The sequence below is a fragment of the Solirubrobacter pauli genome (genome assembly GCF_003633755.1).
Classification (GTDB): domain Bacteria; phylum Actinomycetota; class Thermoleophilia; order Solirubrobacterales; family Solirubrobacteraceae; genus Solirubrobacter; species Solirubrobacter pauli.
Genome location: NZ_RBIL01000001.1, coordinates 2,522,333 through 2,542,097 on the forward strand (window position 1 = coordinate 2,522,333; position 19,765 = coordinate 2,542,097).

17 protein-coding genes are annotated in these 19,765 nt (G+C 72.8%); 10 read left to right on the forward strand and 7 right to left on the reverse strand.

Annotation, left to right across the window (positions count from 1 at the left end; genetic code table 11):
- Positions 1-8: 8 nt before the first annotated feature.
- Together C8N24_RS34635 and C8N24_RS12015 are read left to right on the forward strand one after the other, a co-directional pair.
- Positions 9-5,105, forward strand: coding sequence for a hypothetical protein (locus C8N24_RS34635; protein WP_211339929.1), 5,097 nt, complete (start codon positions 9-11; stop codon positions 5,103-5,105).
- Between the two features lie 4 nt (positions 5,106-5,109).
- The gene (locus tag C8N24_RS12015) at positions 5,110-5,493 is read left to right on the forward strand and encodes a TIGR03618 family F420-dependent PPOX class oxidoreductase (RefSeq protein WP_121250260.1); all 384 of its coding nucleotides are present in this window, start codon (positions 5,110-5,112) and stop codon (positions 5,491-5,493) included.
- 161 nt (positions 5,494-5,654) lie between these two features.
- On the opposite strand, the gene C8N24_RS12020 is transcribed toward C8N24_RS12015, so the two are convergent.
- The gene (locus C8N24_RS12020) at positions 5,655-6,509 is read right to left on the reverse strand and encodes a 5'-3' exonuclease (RefSeq protein ID WP_121250261.1); all 855 of its coding nucleotides are present in this window, start codon (positions 6,507-6,509) and stop codon (positions 5,655-5,657) included.
- A 23-nt stretch (positions 6,510-6,532) separates the two neighbouring features.
- Here C8N24_RS12020 and C8N24_RS12025 point away from each other — a divergent pair, with 23 nt between their 5' ends.
- A complete protein-coding gene (locus tag C8N24_RS12025) occupies positions 6,533-6,988 on the forward strand; it encodes a MaoC family dehydratase (protein ID WP_121250262.1) in 456 nt (151 codons plus the stop codon).
- On the opposite strand, the gene C8N24_RS12030 is transcribed toward C8N24_RS12025, so the two are convergent.
- Positions 6,985-8,367, reverse strand: a complete 1,383-nt coding sequence (locus C8N24_RS12030) for a SpoIID/LytB domain-containing protein (protein ID WP_121250263.1) — start codon at positions 8,365-8,367, stop codon at positions 6,985-6,987. The two genes, C8N24_RS12025 and C8N24_RS12030, sit on opposite strands and share 4 nt — an antisense overlap.
- Positions 8,368-8,428: 61 nt before the next feature.
- On the opposite strand from C8N24_RS12030, the gene C8N24_RS12035 reads away from it, so the two are divergent.
- From C8N24_RS12035 to pdxH, 3 genes are read left to right on the forward strand one after another with little or no spacing between them, the layout of a single operon-like run.
- Positions 8,429-10,075, forward strand: a complete 1,647-nt coding sequence (locus C8N24_RS12035) for an acetolactate synthase large subunit (RefSeq protein ID WP_121250264.1) — start codon at positions 8,429-8,431, stop codon at positions 10,073-10,075.
- Entirely contained in the window at positions 10,072-11,535 is a 1,464-nt protein-coding gene (locus C8N24_RS12040; protein ID WP_121250265.1) for an NAD-dependent succinate-semialdehyde dehydrogenase, read from the forward strand. Before C8N24_RS12035 ends, C8N24_RS12040 begins: the two co-directional genes overlap by 4 nt.
- A 47-nt stretch (positions 11,536-11,582) precedes the next feature.
- A complete protein-coding gene (pdxH, locus tag C8N24_RS12045) occupies positions 11,583-12,158 on the forward strand; it encodes a pyridoxamine 5'-phosphate oxidase (protein ID WP_245971836.1) in 576 nt (191 codons plus the stop codon).
- Here pdxH and C8N24_RS12050 read toward each other — a convergent pair.
- The 4 genes from C8N24_RS12050 to C8N24_RS12065 all read right to left on the reverse strand — a co-directional run bounded on the left by C8N24_RS12050 (position 12,109) and on the right by C8N24_RS12065 (position 15,818).
- Positions 12,109-13,011, reverse strand: coding sequence for a DMT family transporter (locus C8N24_RS12050; protein ID WP_121250267.1), 903 nt, complete (start codon positions 13,009-13,011; stop codon positions 12,109-12,111). The two genes, pdxH and C8N24_RS12050, sit on opposite strands and share 50 nt — an antisense overlap.
- The gene (locus tag C8N24_RS12055; RefSeq protein ID WP_211339930.1) at positions 12,996-13,718 is read right to left on the reverse strand and encodes a GNAT family N-acetyltransferase; all 723 of its coding nucleotides are present in this window, start codon (positions 13,716-13,718) and stop codon (positions 12,996-12,998) included. The genes C8N24_RS12050 and C8N24_RS12055 overlap by 16 nt, the downstream gene beginning before the upstream one ends.
- Positions 13,715-14,404 (reverse strand): GNAT family N-acetyltransferase, encoded by a 690-nt coding sequence (locus tag C8N24_RS12060; RefSeq protein ID WP_211339931.1) that lies wholly within the window; start codon positions 14,402-14,404, stop codon positions 13,715-13,717. The genes C8N24_RS12055 and C8N24_RS12060 overlap by 4 nt, the downstream gene beginning before the upstream one ends.
- Positions 14,405-14,489: 85 nt before the next feature.
- Positions 14,490-15,818, reverse strand: a complete 1,329-nt coding sequence (locus C8N24_RS12065) for a class II fumarate hydratase (protein ID WP_121250269.1) — start codon at positions 15,816-15,818, stop codon at positions 14,490-14,492.
- Positions 15,819-15,867: 49 nt separating this feature from the next.
- On the opposite strand from C8N24_RS12065, the gene C8N24_RS12070 reads away from it, so the two are divergent.
- Positions 15,868-16,098, forward strand: a complete 231-nt coding sequence (locus C8N24_RS12070) for a hypothetical protein (RefSeq protein WP_121250270.1) — start codon at positions 15,868-15,870, stop codon at positions 16,096-16,098.
- A complete protein-coding gene (locus tag C8N24_RS12075; protein WP_121250271.1) occupies positions 16,095-17,498 on the forward strand; it encodes a flotillin family protein in 1,404 nt (467 codons plus the stop codon). Before C8N24_RS12070 ends, C8N24_RS12075 begins: the two co-directional genes overlap by 4 nt.
- Here the strand turns inward: C8N24_RS12075 and C8N24_RS12080 are convergent.
- A complete protein-coding gene (locus C8N24_RS12080) occupies positions 17,495-17,944 on the reverse strand; it encodes a winged helix-turn-helix transcriptional regulator (protein WP_121250272.1) in 450 nt (149 codons plus the stop codon). The two genes, C8N24_RS12075 and C8N24_RS12080, sit on opposite strands and share 4 nt — an antisense overlap.
- Before the next feature lie 109 nt (positions 17,945-18,053).
- On the opposite strand from C8N24_RS12080, the gene C8N24_RS12085 reads away from it, so the two are divergent.
- Together C8N24_RS12085 and C8N24_RS12090 are read left to right on the forward strand one after the other, a co-directional pair.
- Positions 18,054-18,746 (forward strand): apurinic/apyrimidinic endonuclease family protein, encoded by a 693-nt coding sequence (locus tag C8N24_RS12085; protein WP_147447758.1) that lies wholly within the window; start codon positions 18,054-18,056, stop codon positions 18,744-18,746.
- A 1-nt stretch (position 18,747) separates the two neighbouring features.
- Complete coding sequence (locus C8N24_RS12090; protein ID WP_121250274.1) at positions 18,748-19,743, forward strand: DUF294 nucleotidyltransferase-like domain-containing protein; 996 nt, start codon at positions 18,748-18,750, stop codon at positions 19,741-19,743.
- Positions 19,744-19,765: the final 22 nt, after the last annotated feature.

The window sequence follows — 19,765 nt, forward strand, 5'->3', positions numbered from 1 at the left end:
CCGGAGTGATGGCCCCTCGCTCAGTCCTCTCCGCCGGTCTCGCCGCCTTGATCGTGGCGCTCTTCGCCGTGCCGGCGCACGCCCAGAGCCTGCGGGCCACGGCCATCCGCCCGGTCGCCGAGAGCGTCGCCTACGGTGAAGTCGCCGCGGCGCCGTCGGGCAGCGGGTTCATCGCGGCCTGGGGCGTGGAGAGCGGCACCGCCGTGCAGCTGCGCACGCTGGACGCTGCGGGCGCGCCGGCCGGTCCGGTCCGCACGGTCGTGCTCGGCAGCCAGTATGTGAGCGCCACCGCGGTCCTCGTCGTCTCGGACGCGCTCGTGACGGTCGAGTACGACCGCAACACCGGCTACCGCGCGACCAAGGTCCGGCGGCTCGATGGGACCGGCGCGGTGGTCGGCAGCCCGATCACCGTCGCGGCCTCCGGCGTCACCGACGTGGTGCGCCAGCCGGACGGCGGGCTGCTCGTCGCGTCGCTCGGCGGCGGCACGCCGCGGTCGGTCCAGGTGCAGCGGGTCGCGCCCGGCGGCACGGTCGGCACGGCGGTGCAGGTGGCCACGGCCGCGCCGACGCCGTACGACAGCGTGTCGCCGAGCCCGGAGCTCGCCGACGACGGAGCCGGCGGCGCGGTCGTCACCTTCCACGACGGCCTGAAGGTCAAGGTCGTGCGGGTCTCGGCGGCGGGCACGGCGGTGGGCGCGCCGATCGAGCTCCTCGGGGAGACCGGACGCCGGCCCGAGATCGCCTCCTCTCCCGCGCGCGGCGAGTTCCTCGTGGCCTGGGAGCAGCCGAACGAGACCCTGATCCCCGGCGCGATCCGCGCGCAGCGGTTGGACAGCACCGGCACGCCGATCGGCGCGGCCTTCGACGTCTCCTCCCGCGGGATCATGGGTGACGAGTCGTACGGCCCGGCGGTCGCGGCGGACGTCGCGGGCTGGGTCGTCGCGCGGCGCGAGGCCGGCACCCCCTACACCACGGACGGTGCCGAGCACATGGTCGGCCGGCTGCTGCCGTACGCGGCGCTGGCGAACGGCGGGCCCGAAGTGGCGCTCGACGACGGCCGGTCGGACCGCTGGGGCGTGCCGTCGCTGGCCGCGGGGCCGCAGGGCACGCTGGTGGCCTGGCGGCCGGTCGGTGGGCCGGCGCCGCCGTCGGTCCGGCTCGCGAGCGCGGGCGCCGATCCGGGCGTCGCCGTGCTCGACGCGGCGCCGAGCGGCGTGCCGGCGACGCGCACGGTCGAGCTGCGCTTCCACTCCACGCGCGCCGACGCGCGCTTTGACTGCGTCGTCGACGAGGGTGACTGGGAGCCGTGCAGCTCGCCGCTCGTGCTGAGCGGGCTCCAGGACCGCGTGCACAGCGCCGCGGTGCGCTCCGTCGCGCCGGGCGGCTGGGTGGAGCTCGCTCCGGCCGCGGCCACGCGCTGGCGCACCGAGGCCGCGCCGCCCGAGACGCGCATCACCGCGCCGCCCGAGCCGGCCGAGGCGCAGCCGGGGATCCGCTTCGAGGCCGACGAGGCGGCGCTGTTCGACTGCAAGCTGGACGCCGGCGCCTGGGGCCCGTGCTCGGACTCCACCCAGCCGCTGCCCGCGCTCACCGGGGGCTTCTCGCTGCGCGGGGTCCCGGACGGGCCGCACGTGTTCGAGGTGCGCGCGATCGACGAGTCCGGGCGTGTGGAGCCCGAACCCGCCCGCTGGACGTTCACGCTCGACCGGCGCGAGCCGGAGACCCGCATCCAGGCCGGGCCGCTCACGCCGCAGGACTGGGAGAGCAATCCGGCGTTCGAGCTCTCGAGCGACGAGCCCGGCGTGCGCTACGAGTGCCGGCGCGGCGACGGCACCTACGACGAGTGGCGGCCGTGCGCCTCGAACCAGCGCGTGAGCGGGCTCTTCCGCAGCGTGGAGATCCGCGCCGTCGACGCGGTCGGCAACGTCGACGGCACGCCCGCGGAGTGGGGCAACGGCACCCACAGCGTCGACACCAACGTGGCCACGGCCGAGGGCTCGGACCGGGCCGTCGTCTACATCGCGCCGGTGGACGAGAGCGTCACCGAGTGCAGCATCGACGGCGAGCCGTTCTGGCGCTGCCCGGCGAACTTCGTGCGCTGGGACCTCGCGCAGGGCGATCACGTCCTCCGCCTGCGCAGCGTCCGCTTCGACGGCGTGGTCAGCGACGGAGGCGGCCGCCCGTTCACGATCAAGTCGTCGATCTTCCCGATCCCGACGATCGTCGGCGCACCGCCGGCGAAGACGACGTCACGCAGCGCGCGCATCGCGTGGACCCGCTCGCTGCCGTCGGGCTCGTTCGTGTGCTCGGTCGACGGCGCGCCCGCGCAGACCTGCTCGAGCCCGCTCACGCTGTCCGGGCTGGCCGTCGGCGACCACACGGTGCGGATCGCGGGCCGCGGACCCGCGGGCGAGGTCGACGTCTATCCCGAGTACTACCACGCGTCCGTCAGCTGGCGCGTGATGACGCCCGGCAGCACCGAGGCGCCCGCCCCGAAGACGCGTGCGGTCGTCCCCGACGCGGCCGGCCGGTCGGTCGCGCTCGCGCCGCCGCGGACGACGATCACCTCGCTCCCACGGCCCTGGATCAACACGCGTGACGTCGAGCTGCCGTTCACCGCCGACCAGGCGGGCGCGACGTTCGAGTGCCTCGTCGACCGTGGCGCCTGGGCGCCGTGCACGAGCCCGCTGCGGCTGACCGGGTTGAGCGAGGCGACGCACGAGGTGCAGGTGCGCGCGACGGCCGCGGGCGTGACCGGACAGCCCGACACCGAGGTCATCTACATCGACGTGACCGCGCCCGACACGCGGATCAGCAGCCCGATGCTGGTCGACGGCATGCGCACCAGCCTGCCGTTCGCGCGCTTCGTGATCGAGCACCGCCAGGTCGGCACCGACGAGGCGCACGCCTGGCTGAACCGGCCGCTGTGGGTGCGCTGCGTGCTCGATGGCGTGCTGCTCGGATCCTGCCCGGAGCGCGGGGAGACCGTGTTCTTCGACGGGCTCGCCGACGGCACGCATGTGCTGCAGGCCTACGCCACCGACAGCGCCGGCAACGCCGACCCGACGCCGGCCGTGTTCACCTGGGTGGTGGGCGCGCCGGACGTGGACACGCGGATCGACGCCGGCCCGCCGGCCACGAGCGGCTCGCGGACGGCGACGTTCACCCTGGTGTCCACGGGCGCCGACGGCCTGCAGTGCCGCCTCGACGGCGGCGCGTGGGAGGCGTGCCGCTCGACCGTGACCTACGAGGGCCTCGCGGACGGCAGCCATCGCTTCGAGGCGCGCGGGCACGCGTACAACCGCGGTGACGCCACCCCGGCGGTGTGGGACTGGGTGGTCGACGGGGCGCCGCGCGTGACGATCGCCGACGGCCCGACGCCCCGCAGCGGCGACGCCGCGCCCGCCTTCACCGTGCTCGTGGACGATCCGGCCGCTCGCCGCGAGTGCCGGCTCGACGGTGGCGCTTGGGGCTCCTGCGCGGCGACCGTGTCCACGGCCAACGGCGCGCACGTGCTCGAGGCGCGCGCGACCGACGCGGGCGGCAGGATCGGTGAGGCCGAGCCGTGGCGTTGGACGACCGACCTGTCAGCGCCGAACACGACCGTCACGAACGCGCCTCCGGCCCGCAACGCGCTGTGGAAGGTCGTCCTGGGCGTCAGCGGCACGGCGACCGCCTCGCGCTTCGAGTGCAAGATCGACGCGAGCGAGTGGCTGGACTGCAGCCGCGGCAGCTGGCTCATCCAGGAGCTCCTGGAAGGCGAGCACGTGGCGACCGTGCGGGCCGTCAACGCCTCCGGCACGGCCGACCCGACGCCGGTCGTGCTCCGGTGGACCACCGACGGCACCAAGCCTGACCTCGACCTCGTGCGCCGGTCGCCGGAGTCGACGAAGCGCCCGACCGCCCGCGTCGACATCAGCGTCGACGACCCGACGGCCACGATCGAGTGTCGCCTCGACAACCGCGGCAGCTGGGTCCCGTGCCGCGGCGGCTACACGCCGACCGGGCTGGGCCTCGGGTACCACACGCTGACCGTCCGCGCGACCGACCCGGCCGGCAACCAGACCTGGGACGCCGTCGGCTGGCGCCAGGTCGAGGACACCCCCGAAGAGACCGAGATCATCTCCGGCCCCCACGTGAGCTGGGGCACCGACGTCCGGTTCGTCGTCGGCGCCACGAGCAGCACGATCAGCTGCCGCCTCGACGCCGGCGAGTGGGGCGACTGCTCGAGCGGCATGGTCTGGTGCTGCTCCACGATGCCCGGCGGCACCCACACCGTCGAGTTCGCCTCGACCGGCCCGGACGGCGACCGCGACGCGACCCCGGCGACCTACACCTGGACCGTCGAGGGCCCGACGCCGACGCCGACGCCGACCGCGACGCCCACCGTCCCGCCGACGCCCACGCCGACCGCGACGCCGACGCCCACGTCCACACCCACGGCCACGCCGACCGCGACGCCCACGTCGACGCCGTCCGCGACCCCGACGGCCACGCCGTCCGCGACCCCGACGGCCACGCCGTCCGCGACCCCGACGGCCACGGCGACGCCCACGCCCACGCCGACCGCGACGCCCACGTCCACGCCGACCGCGACGCCCACGTCCACGCCGTCCACGACCCCGACGGCCACGCCCACCGCGACGGCCACGTCCACGCCGACGCCGACGGCCACGCCGACCGCGACGCCCACCCCCACCCCGACGCCCACGCTCACGCCGTCCCCCACCTCGACCGCCACGCCCGGGCCCTTCGCGACCGCTTCACCCACCCCCGCCCCCGGCCCGTTCTCGGGCGGCCCGAACGCCTTCCCCACCGAGACCTCGCCGGTCGGCCCGTGGGCGGCCCGGGCGGCAACGGTCGTGCGCAAGACGAAGGCCGGTCATGTGGCCAAGGTGCGGGTCGCGGCGCCCGCCGCCGGCCGGCTCGAGCTGCGGGTGCTCGACCGGCGCGGCCGCACGCTCGCCCGCGGCGCCGCGACGTTCAAGCGGGCCGGCCGCCGGACCCTCACGCTCAAGCCGGTGCGCAAGGGCGCCCGCGCGAAGGTCAGCGTGCGCTGGACGCCCAGCTCGGGGCGTACCGAGACGCAGCAGCGGTCAATCTAGATCCATGCTCGACGACGACGTCCGCGCGCTGCTGCGCGCGCCCAACATCGCGCACCTGGCCACGCTGCTCAAGGACGGGGCGCCGCACTCGATCGCCCTGTGGATCGGCGTCGAGGGCGAGCAGATCGCGCTGTTCACGGCGCCGAACGCGCTGAAGGCGCGCAACATGGACCGGGATGCGCGGGTCGCGATCTCGGTCCACCAGCACGATCGCCCGCTGACGAGCGCGACCATCCGTGGCCGCGTGGTGGACCGCCTCGACGGGGAGCGGGGCTGGGCGATCGTCGACCGGATCTCGCAGGACTACCAGGGCGAGCCGTACCCGCGCGACCCCGAGATGGTCGCCTACCTGATCGAACCCGAGCGCGTGAAGTACGAGGCGTACTAGGGAGCTCGCCGCAGAACACCGGCACACCTCCTGCGGCACATCCGCGGCGCCTCGCGCCACCCGCGATGCTCAACAGGCTGGCGCCCGCCTCCGCTCGTGTGCGGCCCGAGGCACTGGCGCCTGCACCACATGAGGTGCACCGCACGTTCTCCAGCGAACTCCTAGGACTCGCCGCGCAGCCGCCGGGCGAGCCGGTTCATCCCGAGCGCCTCGGCGGCCGCCGCGCCCGCTTCGCCGTCGGTCCCACGATCCGCGGGCCGCTCCAGCGGCACGGAGCGCAGCGTCGCGATGTCCCGGAACATCCGCAGCTCGGCGGCCTGCTCGATCAGCGACTTGCGTACCGCCGGCTTCTCGCGGATCGCCCCGAGGATCGCGTGCTCGAGGTCGCCCTTGCGCTGGAGGATGTCGGCGGCGGTCTTCGCGCCGATGCCCTTCGCGCCCGGCAGGCCGTCCGACGGGTCGCCGCGCAGCGCGATGAAGTCGGGCACCTGCGAGGGGTCGATGCCGTAGATCTCGCGCACCTGCTCCGGGCCGACCTCGTCCGGCCCCTGCTGGCGCGCCTTCTGCAGCAGGATCGTGACGCTGTCGTTCGCGCACTGGAACATGTCGCGGTCCGCGGTGAGGATCAGCGACCGCCCGCCGTGCTCGGTCTCCAGCGCGGCGAACGAGCCCATCAGGTCGTCGGCCTCGAGGTCGTCGTGGCCGAGCACCGTCCAGCCCAGCGCCTCGTAGAGCGCGGGCGCGCGCTCCCACTGCCAGGCGAGGTCCTCGGGCATCTCGGGCCGCGCGGCGTGGTAGTCCGGGTACGCCTCGACCCGGTAGGACGCCGACTCCTGGCCGAAGCACATCACCACCGCGCGCGGCTGGTACTTCTCGATGCACCACAGGGTCATGTTCACCGACCCCACGAGCGCGTTGACGGGACGGCCTTCCGCCCCCTTGATCGAGTCGGGCAGGGCGAAGAAGCCGCGGTACAGGAGACCGGGGGTATCGCACAACAGGAGCGGGGCGGACACGGCGGGAAGTATGGTGCCCGGCCATGCGGACGATCACCGGACTCGACGAGCTCAAGGCCGCGGAGGGCGAGGTCCTCGGCACCTCCGACTGGCACGAGGTGACGCAGAAGGACGTGGACACGTTCGCCGACGTGACCGGCGACCACCAGTGGATCCACGTCGACCCGGATCGCGCGAAGGACACGCCGTTCGGCGGCACGATCGCGCACGGCTACCTCACGCTCAGCCTCGGCCCCGCGCTCAACAACCAGGTCTTCGCGCTCGAGGGCTTCGCCTTCGCGCTCAACTACGGCCTCAACAAGGTGCGCTTCCCGGCGCCCGTGCCGGTGCCGTCGAAGGTCCGCGCCAGCCCGAAGCTCAAGGAGATCACCGACGTCCCCGGCGGTGCGCAGTGCGTCTTCGAGGTGACCTTCGAGCGCGAAGGCGGTGACAAGCCGGTCTGCGTCGCCGAGACCGTCGTCCGCGTCTACACCGGTTAGCCGATGCGCACGGCGGGGCCGTACGCCCCGCCGACGACCGCACGGTACGTGCCCGGCGTGGCCGTCGGCCAGCGGTAGGCGCCGCGCCGCGTCTTCGTCGTGCCGACCTCGACCCAGCGGCCGTTCACGCGCGCCTGGATCGTCACGTTCCGCGATCCGGCGATCACGTCGCCGCGCAGCACGCCGATCGGCCGCAGCAGCGCGCTGAAGCCGGGCGGGGCGGTCGTGCCGCCGGAGCCGTCGCCCTCGGTCGGCTCGGCCTTCTCGCCGCTGATCGAGGCGAACGACGCCCACGTGTCGAACAGGCCGAGGCGGGCGCGCAGCGTCGCGCCGTCGGTGACCGACACGCCGCGCGAGCCGACCACCTCGGCGGAGACGATCCGCGGGGACTCGCCCCGCCGCGTCACGCGGATGCCCTTGAAGGACCCCTTCACGAGCCCGCCGAGCTTCTTCGACGCGCTCGCCATGGTCAGCTTCGTCGTCCAGCGGTGGCGCGGGGAGACGTCGTCGAACTCGTCCTCGACGGACTTCAGCCACGGCCGCGGCTCACGGCCCAGCGACGTGTTCTCGACCGACTCCGTGCGCCCGCCCGACGTCGAGAAGAAGTAGGTGACGACCGGCTGGCCCTGGTAGGTGACGATCTGCCCGCGCGTGTCGGCGACCGCCGCGTTGGTCGACGGCTGCTCGATCCCGACGCCCTTGTAGACCTGCGAGCGCGTGTCGGCGTAGTGGTCGAAGTCGGCGCTCTTGGCGGTGGTGATCGCGTACGTGCGGGCGGCGATCGCCTGCGCGCGCAGCGCCTCCGCCGGCCAGGACGCCGGCGACTCCGCGGGCACGACGCCCTGCAGGTAGTCGTCGAGGCCGACCACGTTGGTCACGGTGAGCCCGCTGAACGTGCCGGGCTTGAGCTCCATCACGCCGCGGAACGAGCCGACCCCGCCGAGCGTCGTGACGTCGCCCTCGCCGGCGACCTGCAGCGGCGCCTTGAAGACCGCCACGCGGCGGTTGCCCTGGAGCAGCTCGACCTCGGTCAACGCGCGGCGACGGGCCACGTACGTCTTCGTCGGGTCCAGCTTGCGCGAACCCGCCTGGCGCGCGCCGGAGATCCGCGCGCTGCCGGTCTGGCCGATCAGCTGGACGCGCACCTTCTTGTTCGGATCGGTCGTTCCGAGGGAAGTGCCGGTGTAGTAGTGCCCGAGGATGCGCGCGGCGTCCCAGCCGTTCTGGGCGTAGCCGAGCGCGCCGTACTGGCTCATCCCGACGCCGTGGCCGAAGCCGGCGCCCTTGATCGTGAATGTCGTCTTCTTGGAGGACTGGGCGGACGCAGGAGCGGCGAGCGCGACCAGCAGTGCCAGCGTGGCGAGCAGGGTTCGAGTCATAGGATCGGGCGTGGCCATCTAAGTTAGCCCGACACGTCGCCGGGAAAGGAGTTGCGCCAGAGTGAGCTCACGCAAGGCATCTGACCTCTTCGTGGAGTGCCTGGAGGCGGAGGGCGTCAAGTACGTCTTCGGCATCCCCGGTGAGGAGACGCTCGACCTGAACGAGTCCTTGCACGACTCCTCGGTCTCCTTCGTCCCTGTTCGACACGAGCAGGGCGGGGCCTACATGGCCGACATGTACGGCCGGCTCACGGGGCGCGCGGGCGTGTGCCTGGGAACGCTCGGACCGGGCGCGACCAACCTGGTGACGGCGATCGCCGACGCGTTCCTGGACCGCTCGCCGCTCGTCGCGCTGACGGGCCAGGCGGACCTCCAGCGCATGCACAAGGAGTCCCACCAGCACATCGACATCGTCTCGATGTTCAAGCCGGTGACCAAGTGGAACACGCGCCTGAACGCGGCGGCCGTGATTCCCGAGGTCGTACGCAAGGCGTTCAAGGTGGCGCAGGAGCCCAAGCCGGGCCCGACGCACATCGAGCTGCCCGAGGACGTCATGGACGACCAGACCGACGCGCGGCCGCTGCGCGCCGGCGGTCGCGAGCGTCGGCTGGAGCCGAGCGCGGGCGACACGCTCGCCGCCGCCGAGATCATCCGCAACGCCGCCAACCCGATCGTGCTCGCCGGCAACGGCGTGTCGCGGGTCGGCGCCGCGCCCGCCCTGCGGGAGTTCGCGCGCGCGACCGGGATCGGCGTGGCCGAGACGTTCATGGGCAAGGGCGCGCTGGACTACCAGGACTCCAGCGCGCGCGGGACGGTCGGTCTGCAGTCGCGCGACTACGCGCTGGCGGGCTTCGAGGACGCCGACGTCGTGATCACCGTCGGCTACGACCTCGTCGAGCACGCGCCGAGCAACTGGAACCCCAAGGGCGACAAGACGATCATCTGCATCGACAGCGTCCCGCCCGAGGTCGACGAGCACTTCGTGACCGAGATCGACCTCGTCGGCGACCTGTACCACATCCTCAGCCGGCTGACGGACGAGCTCCGGCACGAGGCGCGCACGATCAGCGCCTCGCGGCTCGACGACATCGTGCTCGGGCGCTTCGAGGCGGCCAAGGACGACGACTCGTTCCCGATGCAGCCGCCGCGCGCGCTGTGGGAGATCCGCAAGGCGCTCGGCCGCCACGACATGCTGATCTCCGACGTCGGGCTGCACAAGCTGTGGATCGCGCGCATGTTCCCGGCGCACGAGCCCAACACGGTGCTGATCGCGAACGGGCTCGCGGGCATGGGGATCGCGCTGCCGACGGCGATCGCCGCGAAGCTCGTCCACCCGGGCCGCAACGTGGTGACGGTCAACGGCGACGGCGGCTTCCTCATGAACGTGCAGGAGCTCGAGACGGCCGTGCGGCTCAAGACGCCGATCGTCAACGTGATTTGGGAGAACTCCCAGTTCGGCTCGATCGTTTGGAAGCAGGACAAGAAGTTCGGCCGGCACTTCGGGACAGACTTCACGAACCCAGACTTCGTCAAGCTGGCGGACGCCTTCGGCATGCCGGCCTGGCGCTGTGAGTCGGTCGAGGACTTCGGATCGCGCTTGCGGCACGCGCTCTCACTCGAGCTCCCGAGCCTTATTGTTGTGCCGATCGACTATTCGCTGGACGTGTCGATCTCAGAGGAACTCGGAACGGAGACGGTGGCGGCATGAGCGCAACACAGGAGAAGACCGCGGTCGACGCGGTGCCCACGCAGCTCTTCATCGGTGGCGAGTGGCGGGACGCCTCGGGCGGCGGCACGCTCGACATCGAAGACCCCTCGACCGGCGAGACGCTGACCGCGGTCGCCGACGCCACCCCTGAGGACGCGAAAGCGGCCTTGGACGCCGCGTGCGCCGTCCAGGACGAGTGGGGCCAGCACCCGCCGCGCGAGCGCGCCGAGATCCTGCGCCGCTCCTACGACGCGATGATGGCCAACGTCGAGGATCTCGCGCTGGTGATGACGCTCGAGATGGGCAAGCCGCTCGCCGAGGCCCGCGGTGAGATCGCCTACGCCGCCGACTACCTGCGCTGGTTCTCCGAGGAGGCCGTGCGGATCGACGGGCAGTTCCAGGTCACGCCCGACGGCAAGGGCCGGATGCTGACGATGAAGCAGCCGGTCGGCCCCTGCTACGCGATCACGCCGTGGAACTTCCCCGCGGCGATGGGCACGCGCAAGATCGGTCCGGCCATCGCCGCCGGCTGCACGATGGTCATGAAGCCCGCGCAGCAGACGCCGCTGACGATGCTCACGCTGGCGAAGATCTTCCAGGAGGCCGGGCTTCCGGACGGCGTGCTGAACGTCATCACCAGCGGGTCCTCGAGCAAGGTGTCGGCGCCGATCATCAACGACCCGCGCCTGCGCAAGCTGACCTTCACCGGCTCGACCGAGGTCGGGCGCATCCTCGTCGAGCAGGCCGCCCAGGGCCTGCTGAAGACGTCGATGGAGCTGGGTGGCAACGCGCCGTTCCTGGTCTTCGCCGACGCGGACGTCGACGCGGCCGTCGAGGGCGCGCTGGTGGCCAAGATGCGCAACATCGGCGAGGCCTGCACGGCCGCCAACCGCTTCCACGTCGCCAGCTCGATCGCGGAGGAGTTCGCCGAGAAGCTGGCGGCCAAGCTCGGCGAGTGGAAGGTCGGCCGCGGTACCGAGGAGGGCGTCAAGGTCGGCCCGCTGATCGACGCCACCCAGCGCGACAAGGTCGCCGAGCTGGTCGAGGACGCCACCGGCAAGGGGGCGGACGTCGTGCTCGCCGGCGGCAAGCGCGACGGCGCGGGCTACTTCTTCGACCCGACGGTGCTCGCCGGGGTGCCCGAGAACGCCAGGCTCCTGAAGGAGGAGATCTTCGGGCCGGTGGCGCCCGTAATCGCCTTCGATGACGAGGACGCCGCCATCGCCGCCGCCAACGACACCGAGTACGGCCTCGTGTCCTACGTGTACACGAAGGACCTCAAGCGGGCGTTCCGGGTCTGCGAGCGCCTGGAGACCGGCATGATCGGCCTCAACCAGGGCCTCGTGGCCAACGTGCAGGCGCCGTTCGGCGGCGTCAAGGCCTCCGGCCTGGGCCGCGAGGGCGGCAGCGTCGGCATCGACGAGTTCCTGGAGATCAAGTACATCGCGATGGCGATGTAGATGAAGCAGGACATCCCCTCCACCCCACCCCGATCATCCGTCCTCATTTGCGTGGACCTCTAGCGCAACTCCAGGCGTGGTACGAGCACGCCGTCGCCGCGGGCGTCGCAGAGCCCGAGGCGATGGCGCTGGCCACGGCCACGCCGGACGGTGCGCCGTCGGTGCGCTTCGTCCTGCTCAAGGGCATCGACGAGCGCGGCGTCGAGTTCTTCACCAACTACGAGTCCCGCAAGGCGCGCGAGCTGACCGCCAACCCGCGCGCCGCGCTGGCGGTCCTGTGGAAGCCCCTGCAGCGCCAGATCCGGCTCGAGGGCCCGGTCGAGCCGCTGAGCGCCGAGGAGTCCGACGCCTACTTCGCCACCCGCGCCCGCCAGTCGCAGCTCGGCGCCTGGGCCTCCCAGCAGTCCCAGGTCATCCCGGACCGCGACTGGCTCGAAGCGCGCCTGGCCGAGTTCGGCGAGCGATTCCCGGCGACCGTCCAGCGCCCGCCCCACTGGGGCGGCTTCCTGCTCCGGCCACAGGCCATCGAGTTCTGGGAGGGCCGCCCGAACCGGCTGCACGACCGCGAGGCGTTCACGCGGGACGAGGACGGCGCCTGGCACTCGCGGCGCCTGTCCCCGTGAGCAGGCCCACGAGGATCAGCGCGCAGCCCGCGAGCTGAAGCGCCGACGGCTCCTGGGAGAGCAGCACGGCGCCGAGGGCGACCGAGCCGATCGGCTGGATGGTGAGGATCAGCGAGGTCATCGCGGCCGGGAGGCGCGGGAGCGACAGCGTGATCAGCATCCAGCCGAGGAACTGCGAGGTCAGCGCCAGCAGGACGAGCCAGCCGGCGCTGGGCCAGGCGGGGGTGAGGTCGTCCGTGCCGATCGCGAGGCCGAGCGCGAGCGAGCACAGGGTCGCCACGATCGACATGTCGAAGAGGGCGCCGCCCGGGCGGCGGAGGTCCATCGAGCCCTGGCGCTGGACGAGCAGGAAGGCCGCGTAGGCGATGCCGGTCGCCACGCCGAGGAGGGCGCCGCGGGCCGGGTTCGCGCCGTACGCGCCGTCCTCGAGCGCGCCGCTGACCAGCACGACGCCGGCGCAGACGGGCGGCAGGGCGAGGAGGATCGCCTTCGGGACCTTCTCGCCGAGGACGGCGAGGGCGACGAACGGGACGATCACGACCTGGAGGTTGCCGAGGACGGTCGCCAGGCCGGCGCCGACGTCCTCGATGGCGTAGTGCCAGACGACGATGTCGACGGCGAAGAGCGCGCCCGCGGCGAAGGCCAGGCGACGCTCGCGGCGGCTGCGCGGGCCGTACTTGCGGTGCTCGAACCAGGCGATCACGCCCAGCGGCACCAGCGCGTAGGCGCACCGCCACAGCGCGGCCGAGACCGGGGAGACGTCGGCCAGGTCGACGAGGATCGCGCTGAAGGCGATCACGACCGCGCCGAGCACGCCGGCGAGGACGGGCTGGTCGACTATCCGACGATGCATGCCGTTCCCTGGCGTTCGAAGCCCAAGCGGGCGTAGACCCGCGCGGCGTCCGTGCCGGCGGAGAGGAAGACGATGGGGGCGGCGGCGTCCTGCACGAGCGCGGCGGTCACGGCGCCCGCCAGGCCGCGACGGCGGGCCTCGGGGACGGTCGCGACGCCGACGATCTCGGTCACGTCACCGACGGGCTGGTGCTGGCCGACGCACAGCACGCCCTCGGGCGACTCGGCGAGCGCGAAGCGGGTGACCCCCGCGCGCAGCCGCTCGCGCATGAACGCGACCCGGCCCTCGACGCCCTCGCCCGTGCCGCCGAAGCCGCGGTCCTGGGCCGCGACGGCGGGCGCCAGCGCCGGGTCGTCCGCGTCGATCATCCGCACGGTCACGCCCTCCGGCACGGTCGCGGGGACCGCGCCGCCCAGGACCATCAGCGGCGCCTCCATGACCTCCAGGCCGGCGGCCCGGGCCGCGGGCAGCAGCGAGGGCGTCGTCTCGTGGACCCACTCGAACGCCTCCGGCACGCCCAGCTCGCGCTGCCGCGCCCGCACCGCCTCGATCTCCGCGACGGTGAAGTCGTGCGTGACGCCCAGCCGCGGCCGCGCGTAGTAGGGCCACGCGCCGGTGCCGACGAACAGCGTGAACGGGCCGATCTCCTCGGTCCGCGCCGCGCTGCGCGGCACGGCGTCGTAGTAGGTCTCGATCGCGGGGTTCACTGGACGAAGCAGGCCGTTCCGGCGCGGCGGAAGCCGAGCCGCTCGTAGACGCGCGCCACCGCGTCGCTCGCGGCGCTCAGGAACACGGTCTCGATCCCGCGCTCGAGCGCGTGCTCGACGAGCATCGCCGTGACGGCGCTCCCAAGCCCCTGGCGGCGGACGGCGGGCAGGGTCGCGACCGCGACGATCTCCGCGACCGCGCCGACCGGCCGCAGCGTGCCCACGGCCACGGGGCCGTACTCGCTCGTCGCCACGGCCGTCACGCTCGTGCCGCGGCGGATGCGCGTGCGCAGGTACTCGAGCCGCGCGGCGTCCACCTCGTAGACGTCGCGCTCGGTGATCGCCTGCGGGCCCGGTGCGGTGCCGGGGGCCGCGAAGCCCACGTGCTCCACGCCGAGCGCCGCGGTCAGCGCCTCGTCGTCGGCGTCGAGCAGGCGCACCTCCATCCCGCCGGGCGGGTCGACGGGCCGCCACTGGGAGCGGTCGAGCACGAGCAGCGGCACCTCGGTCACGTCGGCGTCGATCGCACCGCGCAGCGTGGGCGCCGTCTCGTGCACCCACTCGAACATCTGCGGCACGTTCAGCTCCGCCTGCCGGGCGCGCACGGTCGCGACGTCCTCCGCCGTGAACGCGTGCCCCGCGCCGACGCGCGGCCGCGCGTAGTACGGCCACGGCGCCCGCGACACGAACAGCGTGAAGGGGCCGACCTCCTCGACGCGCGCCGCGCTGCGGGGCGCCGCGTCGAGGAAGGCGTCGATCGCCTGGAGTTGCTCAGTCAGCGGAGGACCCGGCGGCGATCTTGCGCAGGTCGAGCGCCTTGTCGAGCGTCTCGTCGTCGACGCCGTGCTTGCGGGCCACCTCGCGCAGCGTCCCCCCGTTCTCCGCGGCGTCCTTGACGATGTCGGCCGCCTTGTCGTAGCCGATGAACGGGTTCAGCGCGGTCGCGACGGCGAGCGTGTTCTCCGCCGAGCGCTCGAGGCCGGGCAGGTTCGGCTCGATCCCGTCGACGCACTTCTCCGCGAAGATCTTCGCCGTCGTGGAGAGCAGGTGGATCGACTGCAGCAGGTTGCGGGCGATCAGCGGGATCCGCACGTTGAGCTCGAACTGGCCCTGGAGGCCGCCGACCGTGATCGCGGTGTCGTTGCCGATCACCTGCGCGCTGACCTGGAGCACGACCTCCGGGATCACCGGGTTGACCTTGCCCGGCATGATCGAGGAGCCCTTCTGCAGCTCCGGCAGGTAGAGCTCGCCGATGCCGACGCGCGGGCCGGAGCCCATCAGCGCGAGGTCGCCGGCGATCTTCGTGAGCGAGACCGCCACCACCTTCAGCGCACCGCTGAGCTCGACGAGCGCGTCGCGGTTGCCCTGCGCCTCGAACGGGTCCTCGGGCGCGGAGATCGTCAGCCCGGTCTCGGCGCTGAGCTTCTCGCGGACCTTGGCCGCGAAGTCGCGGTGCGTGTTGAGGCCGGTGCCCGTGGCGGTGCCGCCGAGCGGGATCTGCGCCACCTGCGGCAGCGCGTTCTCGATCCGGCGCCGACCGAGGCGGATCTGCGCCGCGTAGCCCGAGAACTCCTGGCCGAGCGTGACCGGCACGGCGTCCATCAGGTGCGTGCGGCCCGACTTGACGAGGTCCTTGAAGGCCTCGGCCTTGGCCGCGAAGCTCGCCTCGAGCTGCTCGAGCGCGGGCAGCAGCGTGTTCGTCGTCTCGTCGAGCGCGGCGAGGTGCACGGCGCTCGGGAAGACGTCGTTGGAGCTCTGCCCCATGTTCACGTGGTCGTTGCGGTGCGCCCCGGAGAGCGTCGCGATGACCTCGTTGGCGTTCATGTTCGACGAGGTGCCGGACCCGGTCTGGAAGACGTCGATCGGGAACTGCGCGTCGTGCTTGCCCTGGGCGATCTCGTCGCCCGCGGCGGCGATCTTCTCGGCCAGCTCGCCGTCGAGCAGGCCGAGCTCCGCGTTCACGCGCGCGGCGTTGCCCTTGATGCGGCCGAGCCAGCGGACGACCGGCAGCGGGACGCGTTCCCCTGAAACCGGGAAGTTCGCCACGGCCTTGGTGGTCTCGCCGCCCCACAGCTCCGTCGACGTGTCCTGCGCGCTCATAGGCTCCTCCGCGTCATCACGATCGGTCTGGGCCTTACGCTAGCGCCGTATGTCCGTCCGCTCCTCACCAGTCGGCTCGCGCGGCCGGGTCACCTCGTCCGGGGCGATCCGTCCCGGACGGCTGGGCGAGGTCATGGTCTCGATCCGCGGCGGCGTGGAGTCCTTCTACGCGCGCGACGTCGACGGGGGGACTATCGAGCCGTACACCGAAATCGTCGTCGTGGACTATGAGCCGCCGCGCACCGTGCTCGTCACCCCCCTGCCTGAGGAGTCTTTGTGAACACCACGCTGATCGTGGTCATCGCCGCTGTCGTCCTCGTCCCCCTGATCCTCGCGATCCTGTTCAAGGTCCTGTGGAAGGTGCCGGCGGCCGACGAGGCGCTGATCGTCACCGGCTTCGGCGTCAAGGGCAAGGCGGTCGGCGACCGCATCTTCAAGATCGTCACCGGTGGAGGCGCGTTCGTCGTGCCCGTGATGCAGAAGGCGCAGTACCTCGGCATGTCGGCCGACAAGGCGCTGCTCGAGGTCGAGGGCGTCGACTCGCAGAAGATCCCGGTCGGGGTCCGCGGCGTGGCGATCTTCAAGGTCGGCGACGACGAGCGCTCGATCACCAACGCCGGCACGCGGTTCCTGGAGGCCCAGCAGGGCCAGATGCACGACCTCGTCCGCGAGGTCTTCCACGGCCACCTGCGCTCGATCATCGGCTCGATGTCGGTCGAGGACCTGATCGCCAACCGCAACGAGCTCGCCCAGGCGACGCGCGACGCGAGCTCGGACGAGATGCAGAAGCTCGGCCTCGTGATCGACTCGCTGCAGATCCAGGAGGTCATCGACCCCACCGGCTACATCCGCGCGCTCGGCGAGCCGCGCGCCGCCGAGGTGCAGATGCGCGCCCGGATCGCCGCGGCCGCCGCCGACCGCGAGGCGACCGAGCGCGAGCAGGAGGCCGAGGCGCTCAAGGCCGCCGCCCGGCGCGACTCGGAGATCAAGCGCGCCGCCTACCAGGCGGAGATCGACAAGCAGGCCGCGATGTCCGCTCAGGCCGGGCCGCTGGCGGACGCCGAGGCGCGCAAGCAGGTCGTCGTCCAGGAGACCGCGGTCGCCGAGCTCGAGGCCGAGCGCGAGGAGAAGCGCCTGGACACGCAGGTCCGCAAGCCCGCGGACGCCGCCGCCTACGAGAAGCAGGTCCAGGCCGAGGCCGAGCGCGTCGCGCGCATCTCGATCGCGGAGGCGCAGGCGCGCGAGGTCGAGCTGGCCGCCGCCGCCAAGGCCAAGCAGATCGAGCAGATCGGCGCCTCCGAAGCGCGGATCACCTCTCAGCGCGGCATCGCCGAGGGCGAGGCCACCAAGGCCAAGGGCGAGGCTGAAGGCGCGTCGATCCGCGCCAAGGGCCTGGCCGAGGCCGAGGCGATCGCCAAGCGCGCCGAGGCGCTCGAGAAGGAAGCCGACGCCGTCATCGGCCAGCAGCTCGCCGAGCAGCTCCCGGAGATCGTCCGCGCCGCCGCCGAGTCCTTCAAGCACGTCGACAACCTGACCGTCCTCAACGGCGCTCAGGGCATCAGCGAGATCATCGCCCAGGTGATCGGGCAGGCCGGCCCGGCGCTGGACATGGCCCAGACCGCGCTGTCGCGCCGCAACGGCGCGCAGGCGAAGGAGGAGCCGGCGAAGCCCTCGGCCTAGGCCGTCGCGACGTCCACGTTGCGCTCGGGCGTGACCTCGTGCGGATCGAGCTCCTCGTGGCAGTGCGCGCACACGAGGAGCGGATCGGCCTCGTGCCCGCAGGAGTTGTGCCGCAGCACGACCGGCGGCTCCTCGGAGAGGTGCCGGTCGCCCCAGCGCATCACGGTCACGATGGCGGGATAGAGGTCACGGCCGGCCGCGGTGAGCTTGTACTCGTAGCGGGGCGGGTCCTCGCGGTAGAGGACGCGTTCGAGGATGCCGTTGGCGACGAGCGTCTGCAGGCGCGTCGACAGGATGTTGCGGGCGATCCCGAGGTTGCGCTGCATGTCGCTGAAGCGACGGACGCCGTAGAAGGACTCACGCAGGATCAGGAACGTCCAGCGTTCGCCGAGGACGTCCATCGCGCGGCCGATCGAGCAGCTGATAGGGCGATCCAGCTCGTACATCGTCGAGGAAACGGTAGCGGTCTGCCGTCCTGTCGCGGAATGCAGGGGATTCCCGCAAACTGCTGGGACGATGCCGGAGCCGTCCGGAGTCACCCGTAGGGTGTCGGTCATGTCGCTCCTGGTCGCGCCGCACGCCATGCCGTCTTCCCGCGGGCTCGTCGCGAACCACCTGCGCGCCGGGCTGTCCACGGGCGCGCTGGCCGACCTGCGGGACGACTGGGAGGCGCTCGTCGACGCGGCGCGGGACTTCTCGGGCGCGGCGGTGGAGCTCGCGGCGCTCAGCGGGCACGAGCTGCCCGGCCTGGCGGCGTTCCTGGATGAGGATCCGTGGCTGCCGTTCCGCTTCGTCAGCGTGCACGCGCCGACGAAGCACGTCGACACCGGTGACCGCGCGCTCGCACGGGAGCTGGCCGCGCTGCCGCCGGTGGTGGACGCGATCGTCCTGCACCCGGACACGCTGCGCGAGCCGGAGGCCTTCCGGGCACTCGGGCGCCGCGCGGTGGTCGAGAACATGGACGCGCGCAAGGACGCGGGCACGACGGTCGCCGAGCTCGAGGCGCTGTTCGAGCTGCTGCCGGAAGCGGGCTTCTGCCTGGACGTCGCGCACGTCTGGTCGCTGGATCCGACGATGGCGCTCGGCCACGAGCTGCTGGACGCGTTCCGCCTGCGCCTCACGCACGTGCACGTGAGCTCGCTCACCCCCGCCTGCGAGCACGTGCCGCTACTCGGCGCGCACGAGGCGCTGTTCGCCGAGGTGCTCGAGCGCTGCGTCGACGTGCCGTGGATTCTCGAGGCGGCGTGAGTTGCTGCAGGACCTCGCCGCGGGCGAGGCCCTCGCGGAGCTCCAGCGCCGCACCGGCGCGCAGTTCCCGAACCTGACGGCCGCGCGCGAGCGGACGGCCGCCGCGCTGGAGGAGCGCGGTCGCGCGGTCGCGCGGATCGGCCTCCCGGACCCGAGCGCGCTGTGCCTGATGGGGTCCTGGGGCCGCCATGAGGTGGTCGGCGGTAGCGACGACGACTGGCTGCTGCTGGTCGAGGACGAAGCCGTGGACGTCGCGGTGCTGGCCGAGGTGTCGCGGGCGCTGTCGGCCCAGCCCGGCGTGGAGGGCGTGTTCGGCAAGGCGGCGAGCGCGCGGCACCTGATCGACCGGATCGGGCTGGACCGCGACGACAACAAGAACCTCACACGCCGGATCCTGCTGCTGCTCGAGTCCCAGCCGCTCAACGGCCAGGCGTTCTACGACCGCGTGCGGGGCGAGCTGATCGGCGGCTACGTCAACGAGTGGGTGGGCGACCGCACGGTCCCGCGCTTCTTCCTCAACGACGTCGTCCGCTACTGGCGCACGATCTGCGTCGACTTCGCGGGCAAGGAGCGCGAGCGCGGTGGCAGCGGCTGGGGGCTGCGCAACGCCAAGCTGCGCAACTCCCGCAAGATCCTGTTCGCCTCGGGCCTGCTGCCGCTGCTGCTGTGCGAGCGCTTCGGCCGTGCGGACATGGCGCGCTTCCTCGCCGAGCAGTTCAGCGTGCCGGCGACCTCGCGGATCGCCTATGCGTTCCTCGTCGCGGGCGCGGCCGACTCGGGCGCCCGCGCCCTCGGCGCCTACGACCAGTTCCTCGGCATCCTCGGCGACGAGTCCTGCCGCGACCACCTCGCGGGCCTGCGCCGCGAGGACGCGAAGCGCTCGGCCGTGTTCATGGACGCGCGCCGCTCCGGCGAGACGCTGCAGGACGCGCTGCTGGCGCTCCTGTTCGAGACGCCCCAGTTCACGCAGGTCGCGCGCGCTTACAGCGTCTTCTGAGCCGCGCCGGTTACTCTCGCCG

What these genes read in the sequence shown, in the direction of transcription:
- C8N24_RS34635 (WP_211339929.1), top strand. Translation starts at nt 9, where the DNA reads ATGGCCCCTCGCTCAGTCCTCTCCGCCGGTCTCGCCGCCTTGATCGTG.
- C8N24_RS12015 (WP_121250260.1), top strand. Translation starts at nt 5,110, where the DNA reads ATGCTCGACGACGACGTCCGCGCGCTGCTGCGCGCGCCCAACATCGCG.
- C8N24_RS12025 (WP_121250262.1), top strand. Translation starts at nt 6,533, where the DNA reads ATGCGGACGATCACCGGACTCGACGAGCTCAAGGCCGCGGAGGGCGAG.
- C8N24_RS12030 (WP_121250263.1), bottom strand. Translation starts at nt 8,367, where the DNA reads ATGACTCGAACCCTGCTCGCCACGCTGGCACTGCTGGTCGCGCTCGCC.
- C8N24_RS12040 (WP_121250265.1), top strand. Translation starts at nt 10,072, where the DNA reads ATGAGCGCAACACAGGAGAAGACCGCGGTCGACGCGGTGCCCACGCAG.
- C8N24_RS12050 (WP_121250267.1), bottom strand. Translation starts at nt 13,011, where the DNA reads ATGCATCGTCGGATAGTCGACCAGCCCGTCCTCGCCGGCGTGCTCGGC.
- C8N24_RS12065 (WP_121250269.1), bottom strand. Translation starts at nt 15,818, where the DNA reads ATGAGCGCGCAGGACACGTCGACGGAGCTGTGGGGCGGCGAGACCACC.
- C8N24_RS12070 (WP_121250270.1), top strand. Translation starts at nt 15,868, where the DNA reads ATGTCCGTCCGCTCCTCACCAGTCGGCTCGCGCGGCCGGGTCACCTCG.
- C8N24_RS12080 (WP_121250272.1), bottom strand. Translation starts at nt 17,944, where the DNA reads ATGTACGAGCTGGATCGCCCTATCAGCTGCTCGATCGGCCGCGCGATG.
- C8N24_RS12085 (WP_147447758.1), top strand. Translation starts at nt 18,054, where the DNA reads ATGTCGCTCCTGGTCGCGCCGCACGCCATGCCGTCTTCCCGCGGGCTC.